The organism is Psychromonas sp. B3M02, from assembly GCF_003318165.1.
Taxonomy (GTDB): domain Bacteria; phylum Pseudomonadota; class Gammaproteobacteria; order Enterobacterales; family Psychromonadaceae; genus Psychromonas.
Map to the genome: position 1 here is coordinate 13,082 of NZ_QOCB01000104.1, position 22,767 is coordinate 35,848.

Below are 22,767 nucleotides of genomic sequence, written 5' to 3' on the forward strand. Positions count from 1 at the left end.
TATGACAAGTAAGCGAGTTGCTATTATTGGTTTAGGTGTGACAGGTTTATCTTGTGTGACTTTTTTCAATAATAAAGGGATTAATGTTACTGTCTTTGATACTCGCTCTGCTCCTCCTGGTAAAGATAGCTTAGATATTAATACTGAGTTAGTGATTGGTCCTTTATCTGCAACACGCTTATCAAGCTATGATCTATTAGTGGTTAGCCCAGGGATTGCTATTGCAACCCCTGCAATTGCTACAGCGATAGAAGCGGGTGCAGAAGTGGTTGGTGATATTGAGTTATTTGCTCGCGAGTTAGCAACGCCCGCTTATCAAGATGCAAAGTTAGTCACTATTACCGGCTCTAATGGTAAAAGTACGGTAACCACATTATTAGGTGAAATGGCTGCCCATGCTGGCGTTAAAGTCGGCGTTGGCGGCAACATCGGTGTACCTGCATTAGATCTATTATCCCCTGATAAACAATTGTATGTACTAGAACTTTCAAGTTTCCAATTAGAAACCACTTCATCTTTAAATGCTGATGTTTCAACTATTTTAAATATCAGTGAAGATCATTTAGATCGCTATCCAAGCTATCAAGCTTATATCGATGCAAAACACAAAATATATACACAAAGTAAAGTGTGCTTAATCAATCGCGATGACCCACTTACTTTTACTTTGCAACAACCACAACTTAGCTTTGGTGTTGACCATTCAGAGTTCGGATTGATAGCGCAGCAGGGCGAACCTTTTTTAGCGCAAAACCAACAGCCATTATTGCCTTGCAGTGCAATTAAATTAAGTGGTAAACATAACTGGATGAATGCGTTAGCTGCGCTTGCTTTAGGGCAACAGGTTGATCTTCCTATGAAGGCAATGCTGGCTGCATTACAAACTTACAAAGGCTTAAGTCATCGATGTGAATTTGTTGCTGAACATCAAGGTGTGCGTTGGATTAATGATTCTAAAGCCACCAATATAGGCGCGACGCAAGCAGCCTTGTTAGGTTTATCGGAAACTATTACCGGCAAAGTACATGTTATTTTAGGTGGTGATGGTAAAGGGGCTGATTTTACTGAGTTAGCTCCTGTGTTAACGGAAATTAAGGGACAAATTGTCTGCTTTGGTCAAGATGCGGCACTGATTGCTGCACAGCATCCATCGGCAATTATCGTTGCTGATTTGATGCAAGCGGTGAATCATATTGAGCAACATGCGACTACTGGCGACCTGGCTATTTTAACACCTGCCTGTGCGAGTTTAGATATGTACAAAAACTTCATGGCGCGTGGTAATCATTTTATTCAGTTAGTGAATCAATTAACGGAGGCGTCACTCTGATGTTCCGTGCGATAGCAGCGAGATTAGGTAATCTATATCAATCTTTAACCGTGGAGTCAGAAACTCACCCACGTGCCTATGATCGTTCATTTCTGGTGTTGGTTTTTACCTTGATGGGGATTGGCTTAGTGATTGTTGCATCAGCCTCTATGCCTGAAGGGATTGCATTATCTGCAGACCCATTTCGTTTTTTAAAGCGCCACCTGATCTACATTATTCTCTGTTTGTTTATCTTAGCGGCAGTGGTCTCTATTCCCATTGATCATTGGCATAAATATACCCCGGTTATTTTGTTACTTTCTGGTTTAGGGTTATTAGCTGTACTGGTGATTGGTACTGAAGTTAATGGTTCATTGCGTTGGTTACGTTTAGGGCCATTAAATATCCAGCCCTCTGAATTCGGGAAACTCTCGGTTGTTCTGTTTATTTCCAGCTACCTAATGCGTCGTCAAAAGGAAGTAATTGATACCATCAAAGGTTTTATCAAGCCATTAGTGGTATTAGCGATCCTGGCTATGTTGTTACTGTTACAGCCTGACTTAGGCTCAACCGTAGTAATTGTAGTGATCATGATGGGCATGCTTTTTATCGCTAATGCACGCATGATCTCCTTCGTGGGGATTGCTGTTGCGTTATTGTCGGTGATTATTTTGCTGATTGTGACCTCTCCTTACCGTATGGCAAGGGTCTTTGGTTTCTTAGACCCATGGTCAGACCCATTTGGCCGAAGCTATCAGTTAACGCAATCATTAATGGCCTTTGGCCGGGGTGGTTGGTTTGGCGAAGGCTTAGGTAACTCAGTACAAAAATTGGAATACTTACCTGAAGCGCATACCGATTTCATTATGGCTATCTTAGCCGAAGAATTAGGTTTTATTGGTGTAAGCATCGTTATTATTTTAGAGTTTGTATTGGTTTATAAAGCCTTTTCTATTGGTAAAAGGGCGCTGGAAAAGAACCTGATATTTTCGGGGTATGTTGCTATCGGTATCGCTATTTGGTTTGCTTTTCAAACAGCCGTTAATATCGGCGCGGCTTCAGGTATTGCACCAACTAAAGGGCTAACATTGCCGTTGATCAGTTATGGTGGCTCCAGTTTGATCACTATCGCGATAGCGGTTGGTCTGGTATTAAGAATCGATTTTGAAACGCGCATTCACTCTGCACAGGCGCGTATTACTAAAAAAAATAAGAAAAAGCCAAGTGTTGCTAAACAAGCAAACGAAGCTGTGGTGGAAAATAATGAATAAAACAAAAACGCTATTAGTGATGGCTGGCGGCACTGGCGGGCATGTTTTTCCTGGTTTGGCTGTGGCGAATAAGTTAAAAGAGGAAGGGTGGCAAGTAAGCTGGTTAGGCACTGCTGCCAGAATGGAAGCTAGACTGGTTCCTGAGCACGGTTATGAAATCGACTTTATTGATGTAGTAGGTGTGCGAGGTAATGGAATTAAGCGTCTATTAGCAGCGCCATTTCAAGTGATAAAATCTATTTTCCAAGCACGTAAAGTATTAAAAAAACGTAACGTAGACTTAGTGTTAGGTATGGGGGGATTTGCCAGTGGACCCGGTGGTATTGCAGCTTGGACAATGGGAATTCCGGTTGTGCTGCATGAACAAAACGCAACAGCGGGTTTAACTAATCGCATTCTTTCCTATTTTTCTAAAAAAGTGTTAATGGGCTTTAGCGGTGCATTTTCTGGTGAAAAGGCTGTTTTAGTAGGGAATCCAATTAGAAAAGATCTATTAGACTTGCCTGAAAAAGTTTTTTCGACTCCAGAGCAAGCTTTAAAAGTATTAGTGATTGGTGGAAGTTTAGGCGCTCGAGTTTTAAATGAAACAGTTCCCGATGCATTGCTGAACTTCGATGCTCGGCAGGTGTCTGTTTTACATCAAACTGGCAAAGGTTTTTCAGAGTCGGTAACTGAGAGTTACCAACAAACTCAGGTTGATTACCAAGTACAAGAGTTTATTAGCGACATGGCTTCTGCCTATCAATGGGCAGACTTGATTATATGTCGAGCAGGTGCATTAACCGTAGCTGAAGTTGCGGTGGTAGGGCTACCTGCTATCTTTGTTCCTCTACCTCATGCTGTGGATGATCACCAAACCAAAAACGCACAAAGTTTAGTAAGTGCTGATGCCGCGATATTAATTGCGCAAAAAGAGTTGGATGCGAATAAATTAAGTGAATGTTTGATGACATTAAGTCAAAATAGGCTGTTACTTAATGAAATGAGTCAAAATTGTAAAAATATAGCTATTAGAGAGGCAACGCAGCAAGTGACTGATGTTTGTCTGTCTTTAGTATCAAAATAAAGTAGAAGTGAATCCCGATGATAAAAATTGAACTAGCAGAAATTCGTACCATGATCCCAGAAATGCGTCGTGTAAAACAGATTCATTTTGTTGGTATTGGTGGTGCGGGTATGGGCGGTATTGCCGAAGTATTAGCCTATGAAGGTTATAAAATCACTGGTTCTGATATCGCTGAAAACACTGTGGTTAAACGTCTGCGTTCATTAGGTGTTGAGGTCTTTATTGGCCACGCACAAGAAAATATTTACGGCGCTTCTGTGGTTGTTGTTTCTACCGCTATTAATCCTGAAAACCCAGAATTGTTAGCTGCTAAACAAGCGCGTATTCCAGTGGTGCGTCGTGCAGAGATGCTTGCTGAGTTAATGCGTTACCGTCATGGTGTGGCTGTTGCCGGTACCCATGGTAAAACAACTACTACCAGTTTGATTGCGAGTATTTACCGTGAAGCTGATTTAGATCCGACCTTTGTTATTGGTGGTTTGTTAAATAGCGCGGGTACTAATGCTAAATTAGGACAAAGCCGTTACTTAATTGCCGAAGCTGATGAAAGTGATGCATCTTTCTTGCACTTACAGCCAATGGTGTCTGTAGTGACTAACATCGAAGCGGATCATATGGATACTTATCAAGGTGACTTTGAAGTATTAAAAGATACCTTTGTCCAATTTATTCAAAACTTACCGTTTTACGGTACGGCAGTGGTTTGCTTAGACGATAAAGTAGTAGAGGAGCTGATCCCTCGTTTTGCACGTCAATGTGTCACTTATGGGTTTAGCGAACAAGCTGATGTGCGTATTTCTGGTTTTAAGCAAACAGTTAATCGCAGTGAGTTTATCGTGCACAGAGCAAATCGCCCTGATTTAACTATCCATCTTAATTTACCGGGTAAACATAATGCCTTAAATGCAGCTGCTGCGATTGCAGTGGCGATGGAAGATGACATTGATGATTCAGCAATTTTAGCTGCTTTAGAGAGCTTTGAAGGTATTGGTCGTCGCTTTGAACAATACGGTGAATTCGAAACAGGTCGTGGTAAAGCGATGTTAGCTGATGATTACGGTCATCACCCAACAGAGGTACAGGCGACAATTAATGCAGCACGTGAAGGCTGGCCTGAAAAACGTTTAGTGATGGCTTATCAGCCGCACCGTTACACACGTACACGCGATCTATATGAAGATTTTGCTCATGTGTTATCACAGGTAGATCAATTATTGTTACTAGATGTTTATGCCGCTGGCGAAACACCTATTGCTGGTGCAGATAGCCGCTCTTTATGTCGTACTATTCGTCAACAAAGTGGTAAAGAGCCTATTTTTGTCCCTTCACCAGCTGCGTTACCTAGTGCGTTAGCAAAAGTCTTACAAGATGGAGACTTAGTGCTGACTCAAGGTGCTGGTAATATCGGAGCAGTAGTTAAAACGCTAGCTGAGTTCAAGCTAGATATTGAAAAAATGCAACAAGCGAGCGCAAATTAATGACAACAGAATTTGGTAAAGTAGCGGTTTTATTTGGTGGCAATAGCGCAGAGCGTGAAGTGTCATTAAGTTCAGGTAATGCAGTATTAAGTGCATTACTGCGTCAAGGTGTCGATGCACATGCTGTTGATCCTAAACATGATGACTTATCACAAATCAAAACCTTAGGTTTTGACCGTGCTTTTATCGTGTTGCATGGCCGTGGTGGCGAAGATGGCACAATCCAAGGTTTCCTTGAAACATTAGAGATACCTTACACTGGTAGTGATGTTTCTAGCTCTGCGATTGGTATGGATAAAGCCAAAACTAAACAAATTTGGCAAAGTTGCCAGTTACCAACTGCACCGTATCAAATTATTATCAAAGAAAACTTTGAAGCAGCGCAGGCTGCAGATATACTTAGCAGTCTATCTGGTACTGTGATAGTGAAACCTGTACATGAAGGATCAAGCATCGGTATGGCTAAAGCAGAAACGGCTGAACAGTTGGTCGCTGCATTAGAAGACGCCTTCAAATACGATACAAAAGTATTATTAGAGTCTTGGATCACTGGTGATGAATTCACCGTGTCTATGCTCAATGGTAAAGCTTTACCTGCGATCACCATGAAAACGTCTCATACCTTTTATGATTACCAAGCTAAGTATCAGTCTACTGATACCCAATACTTGTGTCCTTGTGGGCTAGATGAGCAGCAGTTAAATGAATTAAACCAGCTAGCGGAAGAAGCTTTTATGGCGGTCGGTTGTAGCGGTTGGGGACGTGTTGATTTTATGCGTGATGAACAACATAACTGGTACTTGTTAGAGGTGAATACTGTACCTGGTATGACGGAAACTAGCCTAGTGCCAAAAGCCTCAAAACAGGCTGGTATTAGTTTTGATCAACTTGTATTACGTATTTTAGAGCAAACCTTATAATTTATGTGGCTGAAGCTAAAAAAAATCACCATCAGTAAATGGATTAGCTTCTTTATTTTTTTACTGTTGATTTATACCTTGCAAGATGGATTTTTTAAGTTAAAGCATTGGTTAACAGACGAAAAATCTTTACCGTTGACGGCATTAATTTTGACGGGTGAGCGTCATCATGTGACGGAAGATGTGGTAAGAAGTGTGTTAGCAAAACAGCATGATAAGTTGAATTTCTTCACCTTAAAGATTGCTGAAATACAAAAACAGTTAGAAGAGAAACCATGGGTTTATTCAGCATCGATTCGTAAACATTGGCCGGATACCTTAAAAATCCATATTGTTGAGCAAGCTATTGCAGCTTCTTGGAATGAAAAATCATTGCTAAATCGCTTTGGCGAAATTATTGATGTTAACCCTGATCCAGATGATCAATACATCGCTTTATCCGGCGAAGATGATCAAGCTGAAGTGGTTTTAACTACGTATTTGCAATTAAAGCAACTCTTGCAACCTAGTCATTATCGTATTGCCGGTTTGTCTAGTGATAAACGTAATGCGACACAGCTAGTATTAAAAAATGGGATCAGTTTAAAGTTAGGTAAAGAGCAGAAGCTTGAGCGTATTCAGATATTTTTAAAGGCTTTCCCGAGGATTGCTGAAAATTATGATATTAACACCATCGATTACGTTGACTTGCGTTACGACACTGGGTTAGCAATCGGTTGGAAAGAAGCTGAAAAAGAGCAGAAAAAATAGAAATTAAGTGATGTTGAATTACTCAACATAATGGCTTAGTAAAATAGGTTGATTTTTCCCTAAAAATGACTGTCTCATTGTGAGTAGAATTTAAAATAGTGAAATTAATCATATATTTACTATAATTAGTATTACAATAAAGTTAATTATTCTCTTATACGAGAGAAAGTGGTGATGAACGAATGGAAAGTAATTACACAGTTGGTTTAGACATCGGTAGCCATAAAGTCGTTGTCTTGATTGGTGAGTTATTAGCAAACGATGCAATTAATATTGTTGGTGTGGGCTCTGCTCCTTCAAAAGGTGTAGATAAAGGCTCCGTCACTAATCTAGATTTAGTGGTTGAATCTATCACAACTGCATTAAAACAAGCTGAAGATATGGCCGACTGTCGTGTTTCATCGGTGAACTTATCTGTGTCTGGTTCGCATATCGAATCGATTAATGAAACCGGAACCTGGGCGATAGAAGCACATGAAGTCACTTCTTATGATGTAGAGAGTGTCTTACATAATGCTCGTTCAGTGAAAATACGTGATGAGCAACGTTTATTACATGTTATTCCTCAAGAGTATTCCATTGATGCTCAAGGTCGAATTAACAATCCAATCGGTTTGTCGGGTGTAAAATTAAAAGCAAATGTACATTTAATCACCTGTCATAACGATCTAGTTAAAAATTTAGAAAAAGCAGTTGAACGATGTGGATTAGTTATTGACCAACTAACATCATCAGGCGTAGCGTCAAGTGCAGCGATTTTGAGTGAAGATGAAAAAGAGCTTGGCGTATGCATGATCGATATGGGAAGTGGTACAATGGATTTGTCGATCTATATCGCTGGCGCTTTACAACATAGCATGGTGTTAGATTATGCTGGTAATTCAGTCACTAATGACATCGCCATTGCCTTTAGTTCTCCGCCGACTTCGGCAGAAGAAGTAAAAGTAAAATATGGCTGTTTAGATAGGTCGTTAGTGAATAGTGATGAAATAATTGAACTACCGAGTGTAGGTGGTCGAGCAGCACGTAGTTTACAGCGTTCTATTTTAGTTGATGTCATTGAGCCACGTTACAGTGAATTATTGATGTTAGTAAAAAACGAAATCTACAAGCTGAACGATAAATTTGCACGCGAAGGGTTAAACCAACAGCTTGCTGCTGGTGTTGTTATTACCGGTGGTGCTGCACAAATTGAAGGTTTAGTTGACGTTGCTGAAGAAGTATTTGGTAACATTCAAGTCAGAATTGGTAAGCCAGAGCATATTAAAGGTTTAGCAGATGATGTAAACTCTCCAGCTTACTCAACAGCTGTTGGTTTATTACGTCATAAAAATAATGAATTTGCTGACGAAGATGAAGCCGAAACTGAGAATCGTTTTACAAGTATTTTTAGCAAAGTTAAAAATTGGATTAAAAAAGAATATTAGTTATCAAGTTTCATGGATTGGGTGGTAACAAACGATGTCACAAGAAGTTAATAGAGTGGAAGAGAATCAAATGTTTGAAATAATCGATGATGAAGATCATTCAGCACAGGCCATAATCAAAGTTATTGGCATCGGTGGTGGTGGTGGTAATGCGATCAATTATATGATCGAAAAAGGCCTAACAGGTGCCGAATTTATTGCAATGAACACGGATGCACAGGCATTACGCTCATCAAAAGCAGATATTCGCTTACAATTAGGTTCAAATATAACCAATGGTTTAGGTGCTGGTGCTAACCCGGAAATCGGGTACAAATCAGCGCTAGAAGATAAAGAGCGTATCCGAGAGATCGTGACTGGCGCCGATGTTGTATTTATCGCTGCAGGTATGGGCGGTGGTACAGGTACGGGTGCTTGTCCTGTGGTTGCTGAAATAGCAAAAGAAGAGGGCGCATTAACCATTGGTGTTGTGTCAAAACCTTCTATGTTTGAAGGCCGTAAGCGTATGAACTACGCAACACAAGGTATTGCTCGTTTATCTGAAAACATTGACTCATTATTAATTATCCCGAACGATAAATTACAGAAGTCATTACCACGAGGTATCTCTTTCCTAGACGCATTAAGTGCGGCTAATGGAGTACTTTATGATGCAGTTTCTGGTTTCTCGTCTATTATTAATAATGAAGAAAGTACTATTAATATCGATTTCGCGGACGTACGTACCGTGATGACTGAAGCAGGAACAACTGCAGTAATGGGTATTGGTGTGTCTGCTGGTGAGAACCGTGCAGAAGAAGCCGTTGAAGAGGCTATCTCTTGTCCATTACTGGAAGATGTTGATCTATCTGATGCGCGTGGCGTATTAGTACACATTGTAGCTGGTATTGATTTCAGTTGGGATGAGTACCACACAGTGGGTGATGCATTGAAACAATTTGCTTCTGAGGACTCTCAGAACATTATTGGTGTAACAGTTGATCCAACGCTAGAAACTGGTGAATTACACGTTACTGTGATTGTGACGGGTATTGGTGAACGTAAGTCAGAGCTGAATGTAGTTAAAAATCCAACATTAAATAGTAAAAAAGATGTTAATGAGACTACAGAAAAAACAGTTGCTGCCGATAATACTAGTGTACAAGCAGAAGAACAAGCGTTAGCTAAAGCAACTGAAGAAGCGGCTCAGGCGGAACCTGAAATTGTTGAGCCAATTGCTGAAGTTAAAGATAAAAGCAGTGCTGAGAGTTATTTAGATATTCCAGCGTTTTTAAGACGTCAAGCGGATAACTAATTTTACCTTGGAAATATTACAGTTTGTGATATAAGTCGCAAACTGCTATAATTCGCAGCAGAAATTATCGTAGTGGAGATCATTCTTATGATTAAACAAAGAACATTGAAAAAAAGTGTTAAATCAACGGGCGTTGGTTTACATTCAGGGAATAAAGTAACTATTGAGCTGCACCCTGCACCTGCTAACTCAGGTATTGTTTATCGTCGAATAGATCTCGACCCTGTAGTTAGCTTTAAAGCCCATGCTCAAGCTGTGCAAGAGACATTATTATGTACTTGTCTAGTGAATGAGCAAGGTGAAAAAATTTCAACTGTAGAGCATTTATCTGCAGCGCTAGCTGGCTTAGGTATCGATAATGTGATTATTGATGTGGATGCACCTGAGATTCCAATTATGGATGGCAGTGCAAGCCCGTTTATCTTCCTACTGCAATCTGCAGGTATTGAAGAGTTAAATGTTGCTAAGAAATTTATCCGAGTTAAAAAGACGATTCGTGTTGAAGATGAAGAAGAAGGTAAGTGGGCTGAACTACACCCTTCTAATAACGGCTTTAGCTTAGACTTTAAAATTGACTTTGATCACCCTGTTTTCGAAGGTCAAAACCAACATGTTGAAATGCAATTCTCTGGTGACCTGTTTGTTAAAGAGATCAGCCGTGCACGTACATTTGGTTTTATGAAAAGTGTTGAGTACCTTCAATCTAACAACCTAGCATTAGGCGCAAGCTTAGATAACGCCATTGGTTTAGATGAGTTCCGCGTACTAAACCCTGAAGGTTTACGTTACGAAGATGAGTTTGTAAAACATAAAGTATTGGATGCTATTGGCGACCTTTACTTATCTGGTTTTACTATTCTTGGTCACTTAAAAGCTTACAAAACAGGTCATGCTTTAAATAACAAACTGCTGTGTGCGTTATTAGCGGATCAAGAAGCATTTGAAATGGTTACGTTTGAAGAGCCTGTGAGCGAGTCTCCAGTGCAATACATCGAACCAGCATTTGTTCCTGCATAAATACGATTGAGTTGGCCGATAAGCCAACTCATGGAAAACCACCTTGTTAGTAATAACAAGGTGGTTTTTTTTTGCCTGAAAGATATTTAATACCAATCATACTAAGTGATTTTTCCTACGCAAAATTTAGATCACTTATTTAATGAATGGAGTGAATGGAGAGACACAGCTTATTACTTTTTATCGTCAGAAAAGGTCGCTAAAGATTGCAATGCTTTTTTAAGTTGCGGGTCAGCATTTTCAGCTAACGCCAGGAATGCTTCTGAAATCCCTTTACTCATTTTTTCAGCACGCTTTTTAACCGGCTTGGCTTTTTTGATTTGAGTTGGAGATGCTTTTGCTAGTTGTGGGTTCACTTTCACTTTAATATTTCTAACCGAGGAGTGATGTTGGCGTAATTCACTCAACAGGTCACTTCGTACAAATTGTAAGCGCTGCACCCAAAGTGCGCTGGGACTTTCTATTAACAAGCTCCCATTTTCAATATTTCCTACCCGACAACCACTGATATTGTGTTGTTTTAAAAACCTTTGTAGTACTATATCTAATTTAGTTATTAATGATGTGCTTTGTTGGAAGTTATTTTTATCCAATAACAACGAGATTGGTTTAGGTTGTTTTTTATTTCTTGTCATAACAGCCATCAAAAGTGAATTAGGTTTATGAGTATAACGGTTATTTATAATAGGAAGGAGTCTAAACACAGCTTTTCTATAACAAAATCTACATTTATTTTTGTCTGCATTACCTTTGTGGCAGTATTGATGACCAGTGCATGGTTACTACAGTCACACTATCATCAGCAATTTATACAATATAAAATCAACACCTTACATGAAAAAAATGAAATCAAACAACAATACTTAGAATCCATCACTTCGCAAACTAACCAACAATTACAAATGCTAGCCCAAAAGGTCAGTGAGTTACAAGCGCAAAGTAATCGCTTAAACAGTTTAGGTGAGCGGATCATCGATAAATCCAATCTGCCAAAAGCAGAATTTGAATTAGAAAATACAGAAGAGCAGGAGACTGAAGAAACGCCAGTCACTAAAACAGAAGACACCAGTGCATATCTTGCGATTGATCATCCTGAGCTCTCTCCATTGGTAAATCAAGTCTCAATGTTGGAACAACAATATAAAAATAATGAAAATTTGTTTCAACAACTTGAAATTACCTTCAACAATCTCCATCTTATTGATGAGCTATTCATTTCTGGTCGTCCAGTACCTTATAAAGGGTCTTGGATCTCCTCTTCATTTGGAACGCGAACAGACCCATTTACTGGACGTTTAAGACGTCATAAAGGGGTCGATATTGCAGGTTATACAGGTATGCCAATTATGGCAACCGCCGCCGGTGTGGTAACTATCTCTGAAGCAAGAAGTGGTTACGGTTATTTAGTTGAGATTAATCATGGAAGTGGTTTTATGACTCGATACGCACATGCTTCTGATATCGTCGTTTCTGTCGGTGATGTTGTTGATAAAGGGCAGCAAGTTGCGGTAATGGGAACCACTGGGCGCTCAACGGGCCCACATGTACATTATGAAGTACTCAAAAATGGCCAACAAATAGATCCAAATTATTATATACAAAGAATATCAAGTTAAATGACAATTTTTTCCGATTTTATACAATGAGAAAAGCAAAATGATCACATCGATAATAACAAAAATAATAGGCAGTCGAAATGACCGTTATCTGAAGAACCTGCGCAAAGTTGTTAATGAAATTAATAAACTTGAGCCAGAGATAAAGGCACTGTCAGAAGAAGAGTTAAAAGCAAAAACAGCTTATTTCAAAGAGCGTCTTGCTAATGGTGAAACCATTGAAGACATTCTTGTTGAAGCATTTGCTGTTGTTCGAAGTGCATCTGAGCGTGTATTTGGTATGCGTCACTTCGATGTTCAGTTAATTGGTGGCATCGTATTAAACGAAAATAAAATCGCAGAAATGCGTACAGGTGAAGGTAAAACATTAACTGCAACCTTACCTGCGTATTTAAATGCTTTAACAGGTAAAGGTGTTCACGTTATTACTGTGAATGATTACCTAGCGCGTCGTGATGCCGAATGGAATGCACAACTTTTTGAATACTTAGGTTTAACCGTTGGTATTAACTTGTCTGGTATGTCTGGCGAAGAGAAACGTGCCGCTTATGCAGCTGATGTGACTTATGGTACAAACAATGAGTTTGGTTTTGATTACCTACGTGACAACATGGCCTTTGAAGCGTCACAACGTGTAATGCGTGGCCTGAACTTCGCTATTGTCGATGAGGTTGACTCCATCTTAATCGATGAAGCAAGAACACCTTTAATTATCTCTGGTCCAACGGACGGCGATGCAACGCTGTACACTAAATTAAACAGTATTATTCCTTTATTAAGCAAACAAGATAAAGAAGATACTGAAGAATACGTAGGTGAAGGTGACTTCACGGTTGACGAGAAAAGCAAACAAGTATTGCTAACGGAACGTGGCCAAGAAAAAGTAGAGCGTATTTTACAGGAGCGTGGACTATTAGAAGAAGATACTTCTCTATACGCCGCTTCTAGCATCAGTTTATTACACCATGTGAACGCAGCTTTACGTGCTCATACCTTGTTTGAAAAAGATGTTGAATACATTGTGACTGCTGAAGGCGAAGTGGTTATCGTTGATGAGCACACTGGTCGTACAATGCCAGGTCGCCGTTGGTCTGAAGGTTTACACCAAGCGGTAGAAGCAAAAGAAGGTGTACAGATTCAGAATGAAAACCAAACATTAGCGTCAATCACTTTCCAAAACTACTTCCGTCTTTATGAAAAACTAGGCGGTATGACAGGTACAGCAGATACTGAAGCTTTTGAATTTCAATCTATCTATGGTTTAGAAACCATCGTAATCCCAACTAACCGTCCAATGGCACGTAAAGATGGCGGTGATTTGGTTTACCTGACGGAGATTGAAAAATACCAAGCGATTATTGAAGATATCAAAACGCGTTTAGAACGTCGTCAGCCGGTATTGGTAGGTACGGTTTCTATCGAGAGTTCTGAATTGCTATCAAGCTTAATGGAAAAAGCTAAAATTAAGCACAGTGTGTTAAATGCTAAATTCCATGAAAAAGAAGCAGACATCATCGCGCAAGCAGGTGCACTTGGTTCAGTAACAATTGCGACGAACATGGCGGGTCGTGGTACGGATATCGTACTAGGCGGAAACTTACAAAATCGTCTTGAGAAATTAGGTAACCTATCTGAACAGCAAATCGAAGCTGAAACAGCTAAATGGAAAGCTGAACAAGCTGAAGTATTAGCGGCAGGTGGTTTATACATTATTGGTACTGAGCGTCATGAATCTCGTCGTATCGATAACCAGTTACGCGGTCGTGCGGGTCGTCAAGGTGACGCCGGTGAGAGTCGTTTCTACCTATCAATGGAAGATTCATTGATGCGTATATTTGCCTCTGAAAAAGTATCTAATATGATGAAAAAATTAGGTATGGAAAATGGAGAAGCGATTGAACATCCATGGGTGACTCGTGCTATTGAAAATGCACAGCGTAAAGTAGAAGGTCGTAACTTCGATATGCGAAAATCATTACTGGACTTCGATGATGTTGCCAATGACCAACGTAAAGTGGTTTACCAGCAGCGTAACGGTGTGATGGACAGTGAAACAATCACTGAAAACATCGAGCAGTTCTGGGATGATGTATTCAATGCTTGTATCGATGAATATGTACCCCAGCAATCGTTAACTGAGCAATGGGATCTTGAAGGGTTAGAAAAACGCTTAAAACAAGATTACTTAATTGAGCTACCGGTTCAACAATGGTTAGTTGATGATGCAAACTTACAAGAAGAAACGATTCGTGAACAAGTGGTGACACACGCACGTAATGTTTACCAAGACAAAAAAGAGCAAGTCGGTGAGTCAATCATTGCTGGTTTTGAAAAATCTGTGATGTTGCAAACTATCGATATGCTATGGAAAGAACACCTAGCTGCGATGGATCATCTACGTCAAGGTATCCATCTACGTGGTTACGCTCAAAAAGATCCTAAACAAGAATACAAACGTGAGTCTTACGAGTTATTCATTGCCATGCTTGAAAACTTAAAAACAGATGTTGTTGGTATCTTGTCTAAAGTACAAATTCAAAGCCGTGAAGAAGCACAAGCAATTGAAGAGCAACGTCGTGAAGCGGAAGCAAAAGCGAATATTCAATATCAACACGCGCAAGTAAACAGTGATGGCGAAGAAGAAAAGCCAGAAGCTGCTGAGACGGATGATACGTTTGTACGTCAAGACAAGAAAGTAGGCCGTAATGACCCTTGTCCTTGTGGTTCAGGTAAAAAATATAAGCAATGTCACGGTAAACTAAGCTAGGGTTTATTTTTACTCGCTAAGTTTCTTAAGTGATAAATAAAAAAGGTGGTACTTCATTGAAGACCACCTTTTTTAATGTGATTGATACAGGAGAATAATCAATGCCTCAACAAACCATTAGTATTGCCATTGTGCAAAATAAACAAAAAGAGTTGTTAATCAGCCGACGTCAAAAAAGCCAACATTTAGCAGGTAAATGGGAGTTCCCTGGCGGCAAGGTAGAGCAGGGTGAAGCCCTTGATACCGCTATGTGTCGAGAGCTAAAAGAAGAGGTGGGTTTAACAGCTACTGAATACTCATTATTTGAGTCTCTTAACTTTGATTATGATGATCTTACATTAACCCTACACTTTTATTTGGTTACCGACTTTACTGGTGAAGCAAGTGAACTAGAAGGACAACAAATAAAGTGGATTCAGCCTGCTGATTTAGTCGATTATGATTTCCCTAAGGCTAATATTACGGTCATTAATAAATTGCTCTAACTCGCATGAAAGAAGCAAACCGAGGAATGTTATTGCGTGTTTTACCTGTGTAACGATAAGTAATAACTTTGCCTATCGGTGGCGGGTTTTGACGTTCTTTATCGCTAAATCCTGTACCAATTTTAAAACGAATACCATCTTCTGTTTCGACCAGTAAAGCACCCAACATACCTTGATATTTGCCTTTACCGGGAAAGTGACCAACCACTGTCGCTTCAGCATCTTCAAAGCGTTTTAACTTCATTAAGTCTCGACTACGAAGGTGCTGATACAGGGCATCTTGATGATGTAACATTAATCCCTCTCCACCGGCATTAACCACTTTGTCTAATAAGTTGAATAAAGCCTCACTGTCAGTGAGTTTGTCTTGAGGGATCATTTTAAAATATGGGTTATTTGTTGAAGTGACTAGCTGTTCCATTGCTGTCACTCGCTCACTAAAAGGCTGAGGGCTAGTCGGTAGGTCAAAAATCATAAACTTAACCTGTTGCCAGCGTTGATTGTGCTTATCTTGAGTGCGCACAATGCTAGAGGCTTGTTCAAAGGTTTGTCTGGCTATCCATAGTTCACCATCAACAGCTTGCCTTGGGAAATTCGCGATAAACCAATCCGGCGCTGTAAAGGTATTCCCCTGTTTAGAGAGGAGTTGTTGTCCATCCCAATAGGCACGAATACCATCGAGTTTTTCACTAACAAAATAGTCGCTCACTATAATATCTTGGCGATATGAGGTGGCCAGTTGAATTGCAGGTGCGTTGAGGTTTTTGGCAGACAGTGAATAAGGTGTAGAAATACTCAATACAATCAAGGTTTGGCAGACAGATAGCAAAACAGATTTCACAAAACATCTGTTTAATAACTTACTCGCAAACTTGTGGTATAACGTTGTCATGAAACCTCCAACACTTAGCCCTTAACGGCGTGAACTAAGTGTAGAAAGGTTTTTAGATATTGGTATTATTCTTGTACAAAACGCATTGATAAATCGACTGCTTGTACATGTTTCGTGAGCGCGCCTACAGAAATGTAATCAACACCTGTTTCAGCGTAGCTAAGAATAGTTGAGTTATCGACGTTGCCTGATACTTCTAGATCTGCTTGCACAGGGTTACTTTTGTTAATGGCAACCGCTTCTAACATCATTGGAATGGTAAAGTTATCTAACATCACACGTTGTGCACCTGCATCTAAGGCCTGTTTTAACTCATCGATGCTTTCTACTTCAACTTCTACCCAACGTTCAGGGTGTTGTTGGTTAGCCGTTGCAATGGCTTGTTTAATACCTCCGCACGCCATAATATGATTTTCTTTAATCAAAAAGGCATCGTACAAACCGATTCGGTGATTAAAACCACCGCCACATGTAACCGCGTATTTAGAGGCATTACGTAAGCCAGGTAAGGTTTTACGTGTGTCTAATAGTTTACAATCAGTGCTCGCAATTAAATCTGAGTAGTACTTAGTGATGGTGGCGATACCTGAAAGTGTTTGAATAAAGTTTAAGGCAGTACGTTCACCGGTTAATAGGATGCGAGCAGGGCCCTCAAGTGTAAATAACGGGCTATTAGGGGCAACCAAATCTCCATCTTTTACATGCCAAGTGATAGTGGTGCAATCACCTAGTTGTTTAAATACTTCGTCTGTCCATGCTTTACCACAAAAGACAGCTTGCTCACGGGTGATCACCGTTGCTCTAGCATGTTTATCTTCGGGAATTAAATTAGCGGTAATATCGCCTTCAGCGGCCGATAAGCCATTTAAATCTTCATGTAGGGCTAGGCTTACACTTTGTGCAACTTCTTGTTCAATCATGGTAAATTTCCAGACAAGGGTAAAAAAGTGAAATATTACCCTAATGAATATTGAATACCAATGATCTAAGTGGTTATGATCTATAAAATAAAGCAATTCAAGCAAGAGTGTAAAATATGCGAGTGATTATTGGGTTAACAGGTGGAATTGGCAGTGGTAAATCAACGGTTGCTAAGGAATTTAAAGCATTAGATATAGATATTGTGGATGCTGACCTTGTGGCAAGAGAAGTAGTTGCAGCTGGTCAACCCGCATTAGCAGAGATTGAACTTTATTTTGGTCAACAAGTCATAAATGAGAATGGCGGACTGAATCGAGCGATGCTGAGACAAATTATCTTCTCATCAGAGCAGAAAAAAAAATGGTTAAATGATCTATTACATCCTCTTATTAGAGAAGCTATATTAGCTCAGCTCGCACAAGCAGAGAGCCAATATGTGATATTAGAAGCACCGTTGTTGCTAGAAAATAAATTAACACAATACACTGACTTTACGTTGGTAGTTGATGTACCTGAAACCTTGCAAATTGAACGTGCTATGCAGCGCGACAACAACTCAAGGTCACAAATACAAGCGATTATAGATGCACAAATTAGTCGACCAGAAAGACAAAAGCAGGCTGATTATATTATCGATAATAGCAAACCCGATCTTGTTGCACTTAAGGAACAAGTTAAAATGCTACATTTACAGTTTTTATCCATACAAAAGTAAGGTTTTTGATTGTTTAGTGCTAGCTCCTTATGTAACCTTACTTTTTTATAAAAATGAATAGACAGTCTTATGATCTCTTTTGAATATCCCCTGACAGAAAAAAGCCGTAGTTATTTACGTTTTGAATCGCTTTTCCTACAAATTAATCAAAGCATCTCTCTGAATAACGATAATGATGCCATTACCTATTTCAAATCATTATTTGAGTTAATTGAATTAAGTGATCGCAGTGATATTCGCCATGATTTAATTAAAGACCTACGAGCATTATCTGAAGAGATGCAATCTTGGTTAAGCAGTGATCAAGCCGATACAGAGGCAATTAAAGCGTTAATGGTAGAGATTAGCGAATTAATTAGTGCATTATTGGTGATGTCTAAACAACTTAAGTTCTTTAAAGAGAGCCGCTTTTTAACCTCGCTTAAACAGCGTTTCTTTATTCCTGGTGGTTGCTGTAGTTTTGATTTACCGCAGTTTCACTTTTGGTGTGCACAACCGATGGAACTGAAAAGAGCGGATACTAAAAATTGGTATGAATACTTTCAAGTACTAGAGCGTGCTTTGTTTCTATTTTTGAAAATTAAACGTCATCAAGGTATTAAATCAGTACAAAAAGCAAATAATGGCTTCTTCCAAGGGGAAGTTGAGCATGCTTTATTTATTATCTTAAATGTTGATCCTAGTTTGCAGGTTTACCCTATGGTATCTGGCCACAAACATCGTTATTCTGTGCGCTTTATGAATGCAGATGCGGAAAATAGCCAAGCTGAACATATAGAATTTGAACAAATATTTTGTTAATGGTGAGGAATAAAGATGAAGGTTAATTGTCCAACATGTAAAAAAGAAGTGGTTTGGGATAAAACCAGCATGTATCGCCCATTTTGTTGTAAACGCTGCCAGCTTATCGATTTAGGTGAATGGGCTGATGAAGAAAAGCGTATTAAAGGCGAGTCAGTTAGCCCTGAAAATATGCCACAAAATAAAACGATTTATTTCGAAGAAGATTAAACTAATTTTAGAAAAGACAAATGAAAATAAAAGGGTACAGGATGTTATTACAAGATTTTTTAAACAAGCTAAGCAATACACCAGAGCAAGTTGAATTTGCAGATACGATGGCGGTGATTGAAGAAAATTATGAATTCAAAGCAACGGCTTTTAATAATGGTCAGCAAAAAAATGCTGAAGGTGAAAATGCTGGCTCATGTAAGATATTTTCATTTGCACAGTTAAATAAATTATCAGAAGCACAAACATTAGCGTGTTTTGGTACTTATTACCGTGATGATGTATTAGCACATCCAGATGCTCAAGATCACCAAAACATTCGTCAGTTTATGATTAATGGTTGGGCTGGTATCGACTTTGCTGGTACTGCATTAACTGCTAAATAGTAAATAATTAGATTAAATTAAGAGAAAAGGGGCTGTTAGCCCCTTTTCTATTCTTGTTAATAAGTTTACTAAACCTAGCCGCCCGATAATTTTACCTGATAGCCTTTTTTCTCTAACACGCTTTTAATAATGTCACGTTGATCCGTTTGAATCTCGATAACAAAATCCTTCACTGTGCCACCACAACCGGTTTTCTTTTTAATCTCTTTTGCTAATGCTTTGATTTCTGGCTCATCAAGTTGTAACCCTTTAATTAAGGTTACGCCTTTGCCTTTACGACCTTTTGTTTCTCGGTGTAAACGGATAATGCCATCACCTTCTGGCGCAGTTGCTTTCTCTTTGGTTTTTTCTACTTTTCCACCATCGGTAGAGTAGACTAAATTTAATTCACTAAAATCCATGATATTTCCTACTTAGTAAGTTCTTATTTAAGTTTATACCTGTTCCTATTAAAGATGTAAAACCCAACTCGTTATTCATAAAACCCTTGTAAATAGGGCGACTAAATTGATCTAAAACAACAGACTCTTTATTACCTAGTCAAGCGTGTCGAATTGCATTGTTAATGATAATAGTTTGTATTAATTTCCTATTTAAAGCATCTCAATGAATAAAATTGATAGGGGTTACCATGAAATTATCTGAGTTAAAAACAGGACAAACGGCCAGTATTGTTAATATTAATACGCTGGATCCGGTAATGCGTAAAAAATTACTCAACTTAGGTTTTTTACCACGTGCAAAAGTACAATTATTGCGTACTGCACCATTAGGTGACCCTTTAGCCATTCGATGTGCAAATAGCTCGATTGCAGTACGTAAAAGCATTGCACAACAAATTATAGTGGAGTACTAACATGCCTCTAAATATAGCTACTATCGGTAACCCTAACTCAGGTAAAACCACTTTATTCAACGCATTGACTGGCAGTCATCAACGAGTAGGGAATTGGAGTGGGGTGACAGTTGAAAAGAAAACCGGGCATTTTAAGATTAATGACAAAAGCATAAAAATTATTGACTTACCGGGTATCTATAATCTAGATATCGACCAACAAGGTAGTTCAATAGATGAACGTGTTGCCTTTGATTACATCATGGATAGCCAGCCAGATATGGTATTGAATATTATTGATGCCAGTTGTTTAGAAAGAAGTTTATATTTAACCATGCAGTTATTAGAGCTAGGTCTACCAGTGGTTGTAGTGTTAAATAAAATAGATGTGGCAGATAAACAACATAAGGTGATTAATCATAAGCAGCTAAGTGAACAACTAGGTTGTCCAGTCATCGCTATTTCGGCTCATAATCAACAGGCTGTTACTAAGTTAACACAAACTATAGGCAAGCTAGAACTTACTGCGTTAATACCTAATTTATCATTAGATTATGGCGATCAGTTAGAAGCCGTATTGTCGAAAATTGAATACTATTTCGATATGGAAAGTCATCTTAATAAAAAAGCCTTGGCCATTAAATGTATAGAAGGTGATGCATCGATTATTGATCAGTTACCGATATCAACCCGTTTGAAAATACAAAACCTCAGCAACCAAATTTCATTTGATATCGATTTACAGGTAGCCGATACACGTTACACCTATATCTATCAATTGACTCAATTAGCGGTGCGCAGCAAAGGCTGCTTAAGTAAAAGCTTAACCGATAAAATAGACGCAGTTGCATTGAATCGTTATTTGGGATTGCCACTATTTTTATTAGTGATGTACTTGATGTTTATGTTTGCTATCAATATTGGTAGTGCGTTTATTGATTTTTTTGATATTGCTTCTGGGGCTTTGTTTGTTGATCAAACAGCGCAATGGTTGACTGCAGTAAGCGCACCAGATTGGTTAATTAATGTGTTAGCTTATGGTGTGGGCGGTGGTATTCAAACGGTGATGACCTTTATCCCTGTTATTGCCTGTTTGTATCTGTTCTTAGCCGTACTTGAGAGCTCAGGTTATTTGGCCAGAGCAGCCTTTGTGATTGACCGCTTAATGCAAGTGATTGGCTTACCCGGTAAATCCTTTGTACCTATGATTGTTGGTTTCGGTTGTACTGTGCCTGCTGTTATGGCCGCAAGAACCCTAGAAAAAGAGCGCGAACGTTTGTTAACGGTGGTGATGTCACCCTTTATGTCCTGTGGTGCACGTTTACCTGTATATGCCTTATTTGCTAGCGCATTCTTTCCAGAGCAAGGTCAAAATATCGTATTTCTACTGTATCTGATTGGTATTTTAGTCGCAGTATTAACCGGCTTTATTTTAAGTAGAACGATTTTACCAGGCAAAAGTGAAAACATGATATTGGAAATTCCTGATTACGAATTACCAACAATAAAAAATACGGGAATTAAAACTTGGCAGAAATTGAAAGGGTTTGTGTTTGGTGCAGGACAAACTATCGTCTTAGTGGTGACACTGTTAAATGTGGTTAACTCAGTGGGTATAGATGGTAGTTTCGGTCATCAGGACAGTGAAGGGTCAGTATTAAGTAAAGCTGCTCAAATTATTACTCCCGTACTTTCTCCTTTAGGCATTACCGATCAAAATTGGCCTGCAACCGTAGGTATTGTCACTGGGATATTTGCGAAAGAAGCTGTAGTAGGCACGTTAAATAGCCTATACGCCAATGAAGTCAGCGAAGATGAAGAGGCATTAAGTTTATCAGAAAAGCTCATTGCTGCAGTGGACACTATTCCTGAAAATTTAATGGGCATTGATGTTAGTGATCCATTAGGTATACATGTTGGAGAGTTAGAAGATTTAACCCTTGCTGCCGAAGAACAAGGGGTTGATTTAACCATTTACACTAATATACAGCAGGCTTTTGTTAGCCAGCAGGCTGCTTTTGCTTATCTACTGTTTATCTTACTTTATGCACCTTGTGCTGCGGCGATGGGGGCAATAGTCAGAGAGGTAGGGATTAATTGGGCACGCTTTGTAGCAGTCTGGTCAACTGGTATTGCTTATCTTATTGCTGTGGTTTATTACCAAATGGCTACCTTTGCTGAGCATCCTGTAATGAGTTTAACCTATTTGTCATTGGTTACCTTATTGGTTGCTGGTGCTATCTATGTACTGAAAAACAAAGGTAATCTGTTAATACAATCTAGTCATGACGACCAACATAAATGGGCGAGAGTATGATCTTAAAACGTTTATCTAATTATATTGAAACGCATCAATATGTGGCAGAAAGCCGTTTACTTAGTACTTTTCATATTAGTCGAGAAGGGGTAGCGCCAATGTTAGCGGTATTAATGCAACGCGGACATATTAAAAAGATAGTCAATACTCGGGGCGATAGGCTATCTGCTCAGATTTTTTATAGCTGGCAAAAAGACAAAATGATCCCATTAGTTAGCGTTGTGTGAAAAGTGTTGTTTATTTTTCAAACAAATTAAACCGTAAAATTTCAAATAATGCTTATGCAACAA

General features: G+C 39.1%; 23 protein-coding genes. 19 read left to right on the forward strand and 4 right to left on the reverse strand.

The features are described from left to right. Nucleotide 1 precedes the first annotated feature (1 nt). The 9 genes from murD (at nt 2) to lpxC (ending at nt 10,532) form a co-directional block, all read left to right on the forward strand. Nucleotides 2-1,330, forward strand: a complete 1,329-nt coding sequence (gene murD, locus DS885_RS11265) for a UDP-N-acetylmuramoyl-L-alanine--D-glutamate ligase (RefSeq protein WP_113819532.1) — start codon at nt 2-4, stop codon at nt 1,328-1,330. After that, complete coding sequence (gene ftsW, locus DS885_RS11270; protein WP_113819533.1) at nt 1,330-2,580, forward strand: putative lipid II flippase FtsW; 1,251 nt, start codon at nt 1,330-1,332, stop codon at nt 2,578-2,580. Before murD ends, ftsW begins: the two co-directional genes overlap by 1 nt. Next, nucleotides 2,573-3,646 carry an undecaprenyldiphospho-muramoylpentapeptide beta-N-acetylglucosaminyltransferase gene (gene murG, locus DS885_RS11275; RefSeq protein WP_113819534.1) on the forward strand — a complete coding sequence of 358 codons (1,074 nt, stop codon included), beginning with the start codon at nt 2,573-2,575 and terminating at the stop codon, nt 3,644-3,646. Before ftsW ends, murG begins: the two co-directional genes overlap by 8 nt. Nucleotides 3,647-3,663: 17 nt before the next feature. Then, nucleotides 3,664-5,124 carry a UDP-N-acetylmuramate--L-alanine ligase gene (gene murC / locus DS885_RS11280; RefSeq protein WP_113819535.1) on the forward strand — a complete coding sequence of 487 codons (1,461 nt, stop codon included), beginning with the start codon at nt 3,664-3,666 and terminating at the stop codon, nt 5,122-5,124. After that, on the forward strand, nt 5,124-6,044 hold the full coding sequence (locus DS885_RS11285) for a D-alanine--D-alanine ligase (RefSeq protein WP_113819536.1): 921 nt from the start codon (nt 5,124-5,126) through the stop codon (nt 6,042-6,044). Before murC ends, DS885_RS11285 begins: the two co-directional genes overlap by 1 nt. A gap of 3 nt (nt 6,045-6,047) precedes the next feature. Further along, entirely contained in the window at nt 6,048-6,794 is a 747-nt protein-coding gene (locus DS885_RS11290; RefSeq protein WP_113819537.1) for a cell division protein FtsQ/DivIB, read from the forward strand. Between the two features lie 182 nt (nt 6,795-6,976). Beyond that, entirely contained in the window at nt 6,977-8,221 is a 1,245-nt protein-coding gene (gene ftsA / locus DS885_RS11295; RefSeq protein WP_113819538.1) for a cell division protein FtsA, read from the forward strand. A gap of 34 nt (nt 8,222-8,255) precedes the next feature. After that, nucleotides 8,256-9,515: a cell division protein FtsZ gene (gene ftsZ, locus DS885_RS11300; protein WP_220149695.1), complete on the forward strand. Its 1,260-nt coding sequence runs from the start codon at nt 8,256-8,258 to the stop codon at nt 9,513-9,515. 87 nt (nt 9,516-9,602) lie between these two features. After that, entirely contained in the window at nt 9,603-10,532 is a 930-nt protein-coding gene (gene lpxC, locus DS885_RS11305) for a UDP-3-O-acyl-N-acetylglucosamine deacetylase (RefSeq protein WP_113819539.1), read from the forward strand. Nucleotides 10,533-10,705: 173 nt separating this feature from the next. Here the strand turns inward: lpxC and DS885_RS11310 are convergent, their stop codons facing one another. Further along, a complete protein-coding gene (locus DS885_RS11310; protein WP_113819540.1) occupies nt 10,706-11,167 on the reverse strand; it encodes a DciA family protein in 462 nt (153 codons plus the stop codon). 27 nt (nt 11,168-11,194) lie between these two features. Between DS885_RS11310 and DS885_RS11315 the strand changes: the two genes are divergently transcribed. The 3 genes from DS885_RS11315 to mutT all read left to right on the forward strand — a co-directional run bounded on the left by DS885_RS11315 (nt 11,195) and on the right by mutT (nt 15,400). Beyond that, nucleotides 11,195-12,148, forward strand: a complete 954-nt coding sequence (locus DS885_RS11315) for a M23 family metallopeptidase (protein WP_113819541.1) — start codon at nt 11,195-11,197, stop codon at nt 12,146-12,148. A 40-nt stretch (nt 12,149-12,188) separates the two neighbouring features. Further along, the gene (gene secA, locus DS885_RS11320) at nt 12,189-14,915 is read left to right on the forward strand and encodes a preprotein translocase subunit SecA (protein ID WP_113819542.1); all 2,727 of its coding nucleotides are present in this window, start codon (nt 12,189-12,191) and stop codon (nt 14,913-14,915) included. 101 nt (nt 14,916-15,016) lie between these two features. Further along, nucleotides 15,017-15,400, forward strand: coding sequence for an 8-oxo-dGTP diphosphatase MutT (mutT, locus tag DS885_RS11325; RefSeq protein WP_113819543.1), 384 nt, complete (start codon nt 15,017-15,019; stop codon nt 15,398-15,400). Here mutT and DS885_RS11330 read toward each other — a convergent pair. Continuing rightward, on the reverse strand, nt 15,384-16,292 hold the full coding sequence (locus tag DS885_RS11330; RefSeq protein WP_113819544.1) for a DNA ligase: 909 nt from the start codon (nt 16,290-16,292) through the stop codon (nt 15,384-15,386). The two genes, mutT and DS885_RS11330, sit on opposite strands and share 17 nt — an antisense overlap. Before the next feature lie 65 nt (nt 16,293-16,357). Beyond that, complete coding sequence (gene nadC, locus DS885_RS11335) at nt 16,358-17,212, reverse strand: carboxylating nicotinate-nucleotide diphosphorylase (protein ID WP_113819545.1); 855 nt, start codon at nt 17,210-17,212, stop codon at nt 16,358-16,360. Nucleotides 17,213-17,328: 116 nt separating this feature from the next. Here nadC and coaE point away from each other — a divergent pair, with 116 nt between their 5' ends. The 4 genes from coaE to DS885_RS11355 all read left to right on the forward strand — a co-directional run bounded on the left by coaE (nt 17,329) and on the right by DS885_RS11355 (nt 19,325). After that, nucleotides 17,329-17,928: a dephospho-CoA kinase gene (gene coaE / locus DS885_RS11340; RefSeq protein WP_113819546.1), complete on the forward strand. Its 600-nt coding sequence runs from the start codon at nt 17,329-17,331 to the stop codon at nt 17,926-17,928. Nucleotides 17,929-17,997: 69 nt separating this feature from the next. Then, complete coding sequence (gene zapD, locus DS885_RS11345; protein WP_113819547.1) at nt 17,998-18,729, forward strand: cell division protein ZapD; 732 nt, start codon at nt 17,998-18,000, stop codon at nt 18,727-18,729. A 15-nt stretch (nt 18,730-18,744) separates the two neighbouring features. Then, a complete protein-coding gene (gene yacG, locus DS885_RS11350) occupies nt 18,745-18,939 on the forward strand; it encodes a DNA gyrase inhibitor YacG (protein WP_113819548.1) in 195 nt (64 codons plus the stop codon). A 41-nt stretch (nt 18,940-18,980) separates the two neighbouring features. Continuing rightward, nucleotides 18,981-19,325, forward strand: coding sequence for a HopJ type III effector protein (locus tag DS885_RS11355; RefSeq protein ID WP_113819549.1), 345 nt, complete (start codon nt 18,981-18,983; stop codon nt 19,323-19,325). Between the two features lie 74 nt (nt 19,326-19,399). On the opposite strand, the gene yciH is transcribed toward DS885_RS11355, so the two are convergent. Beyond that, nucleotides 19,400-19,726 carry a stress response translation initiation inhibitor YciH gene (gene yciH, locus DS885_RS11360; protein WP_113819550.1) on the reverse strand — a complete coding sequence of 109 codons (327 nt, stop codon included), beginning with the start codon at nt 19,724-19,726 and terminating at the stop codon, nt 19,400-19,402. Nucleotides 19,727-19,956: 230 nt separating this feature from the next. Between yciH and DS885_RS11365 the strand changes: the two genes are divergently transcribed. The 3 genes from DS885_RS11365 to DS885_RS11375 are packed head-to-tail and all read left to right on the forward strand — an operon-like array spanning nt 19,957 to nt 22,704. Beyond that, a complete protein-coding gene (locus tag DS885_RS11365; protein ID WP_113819551.1) occupies nt 19,957-20,181 on the forward strand; it encodes a FeoA family protein in 225 nt (74 codons plus the stop codon). 1 nt (nt 20,182) lies between these two features. Next, nucleotides 20,183-22,477 (forward strand): Fe(2+) transporter permease subunit FeoB, encoded by a 2,295-nt coding sequence (gene feoB, locus DS885_RS11370; protein WP_113819552.1) that lies wholly within the window; start codon nt 20,183-20,185, stop codon nt 22,475-22,477. Continuing rightward, nucleotides 22,474-22,704: a FeoC-like transcriptional regulator gene (locus DS885_RS11375; protein WP_181817759.1), complete on the forward strand. Its 231-nt coding sequence runs from the start codon at nt 22,474-22,476 to the stop codon at nt 22,702-22,704. Before feoB ends, DS885_RS11375 begins: the two co-directional genes overlap by 4 nt. Nucleotides 22,705-22,767: the final 63 nt, after the last annotated feature.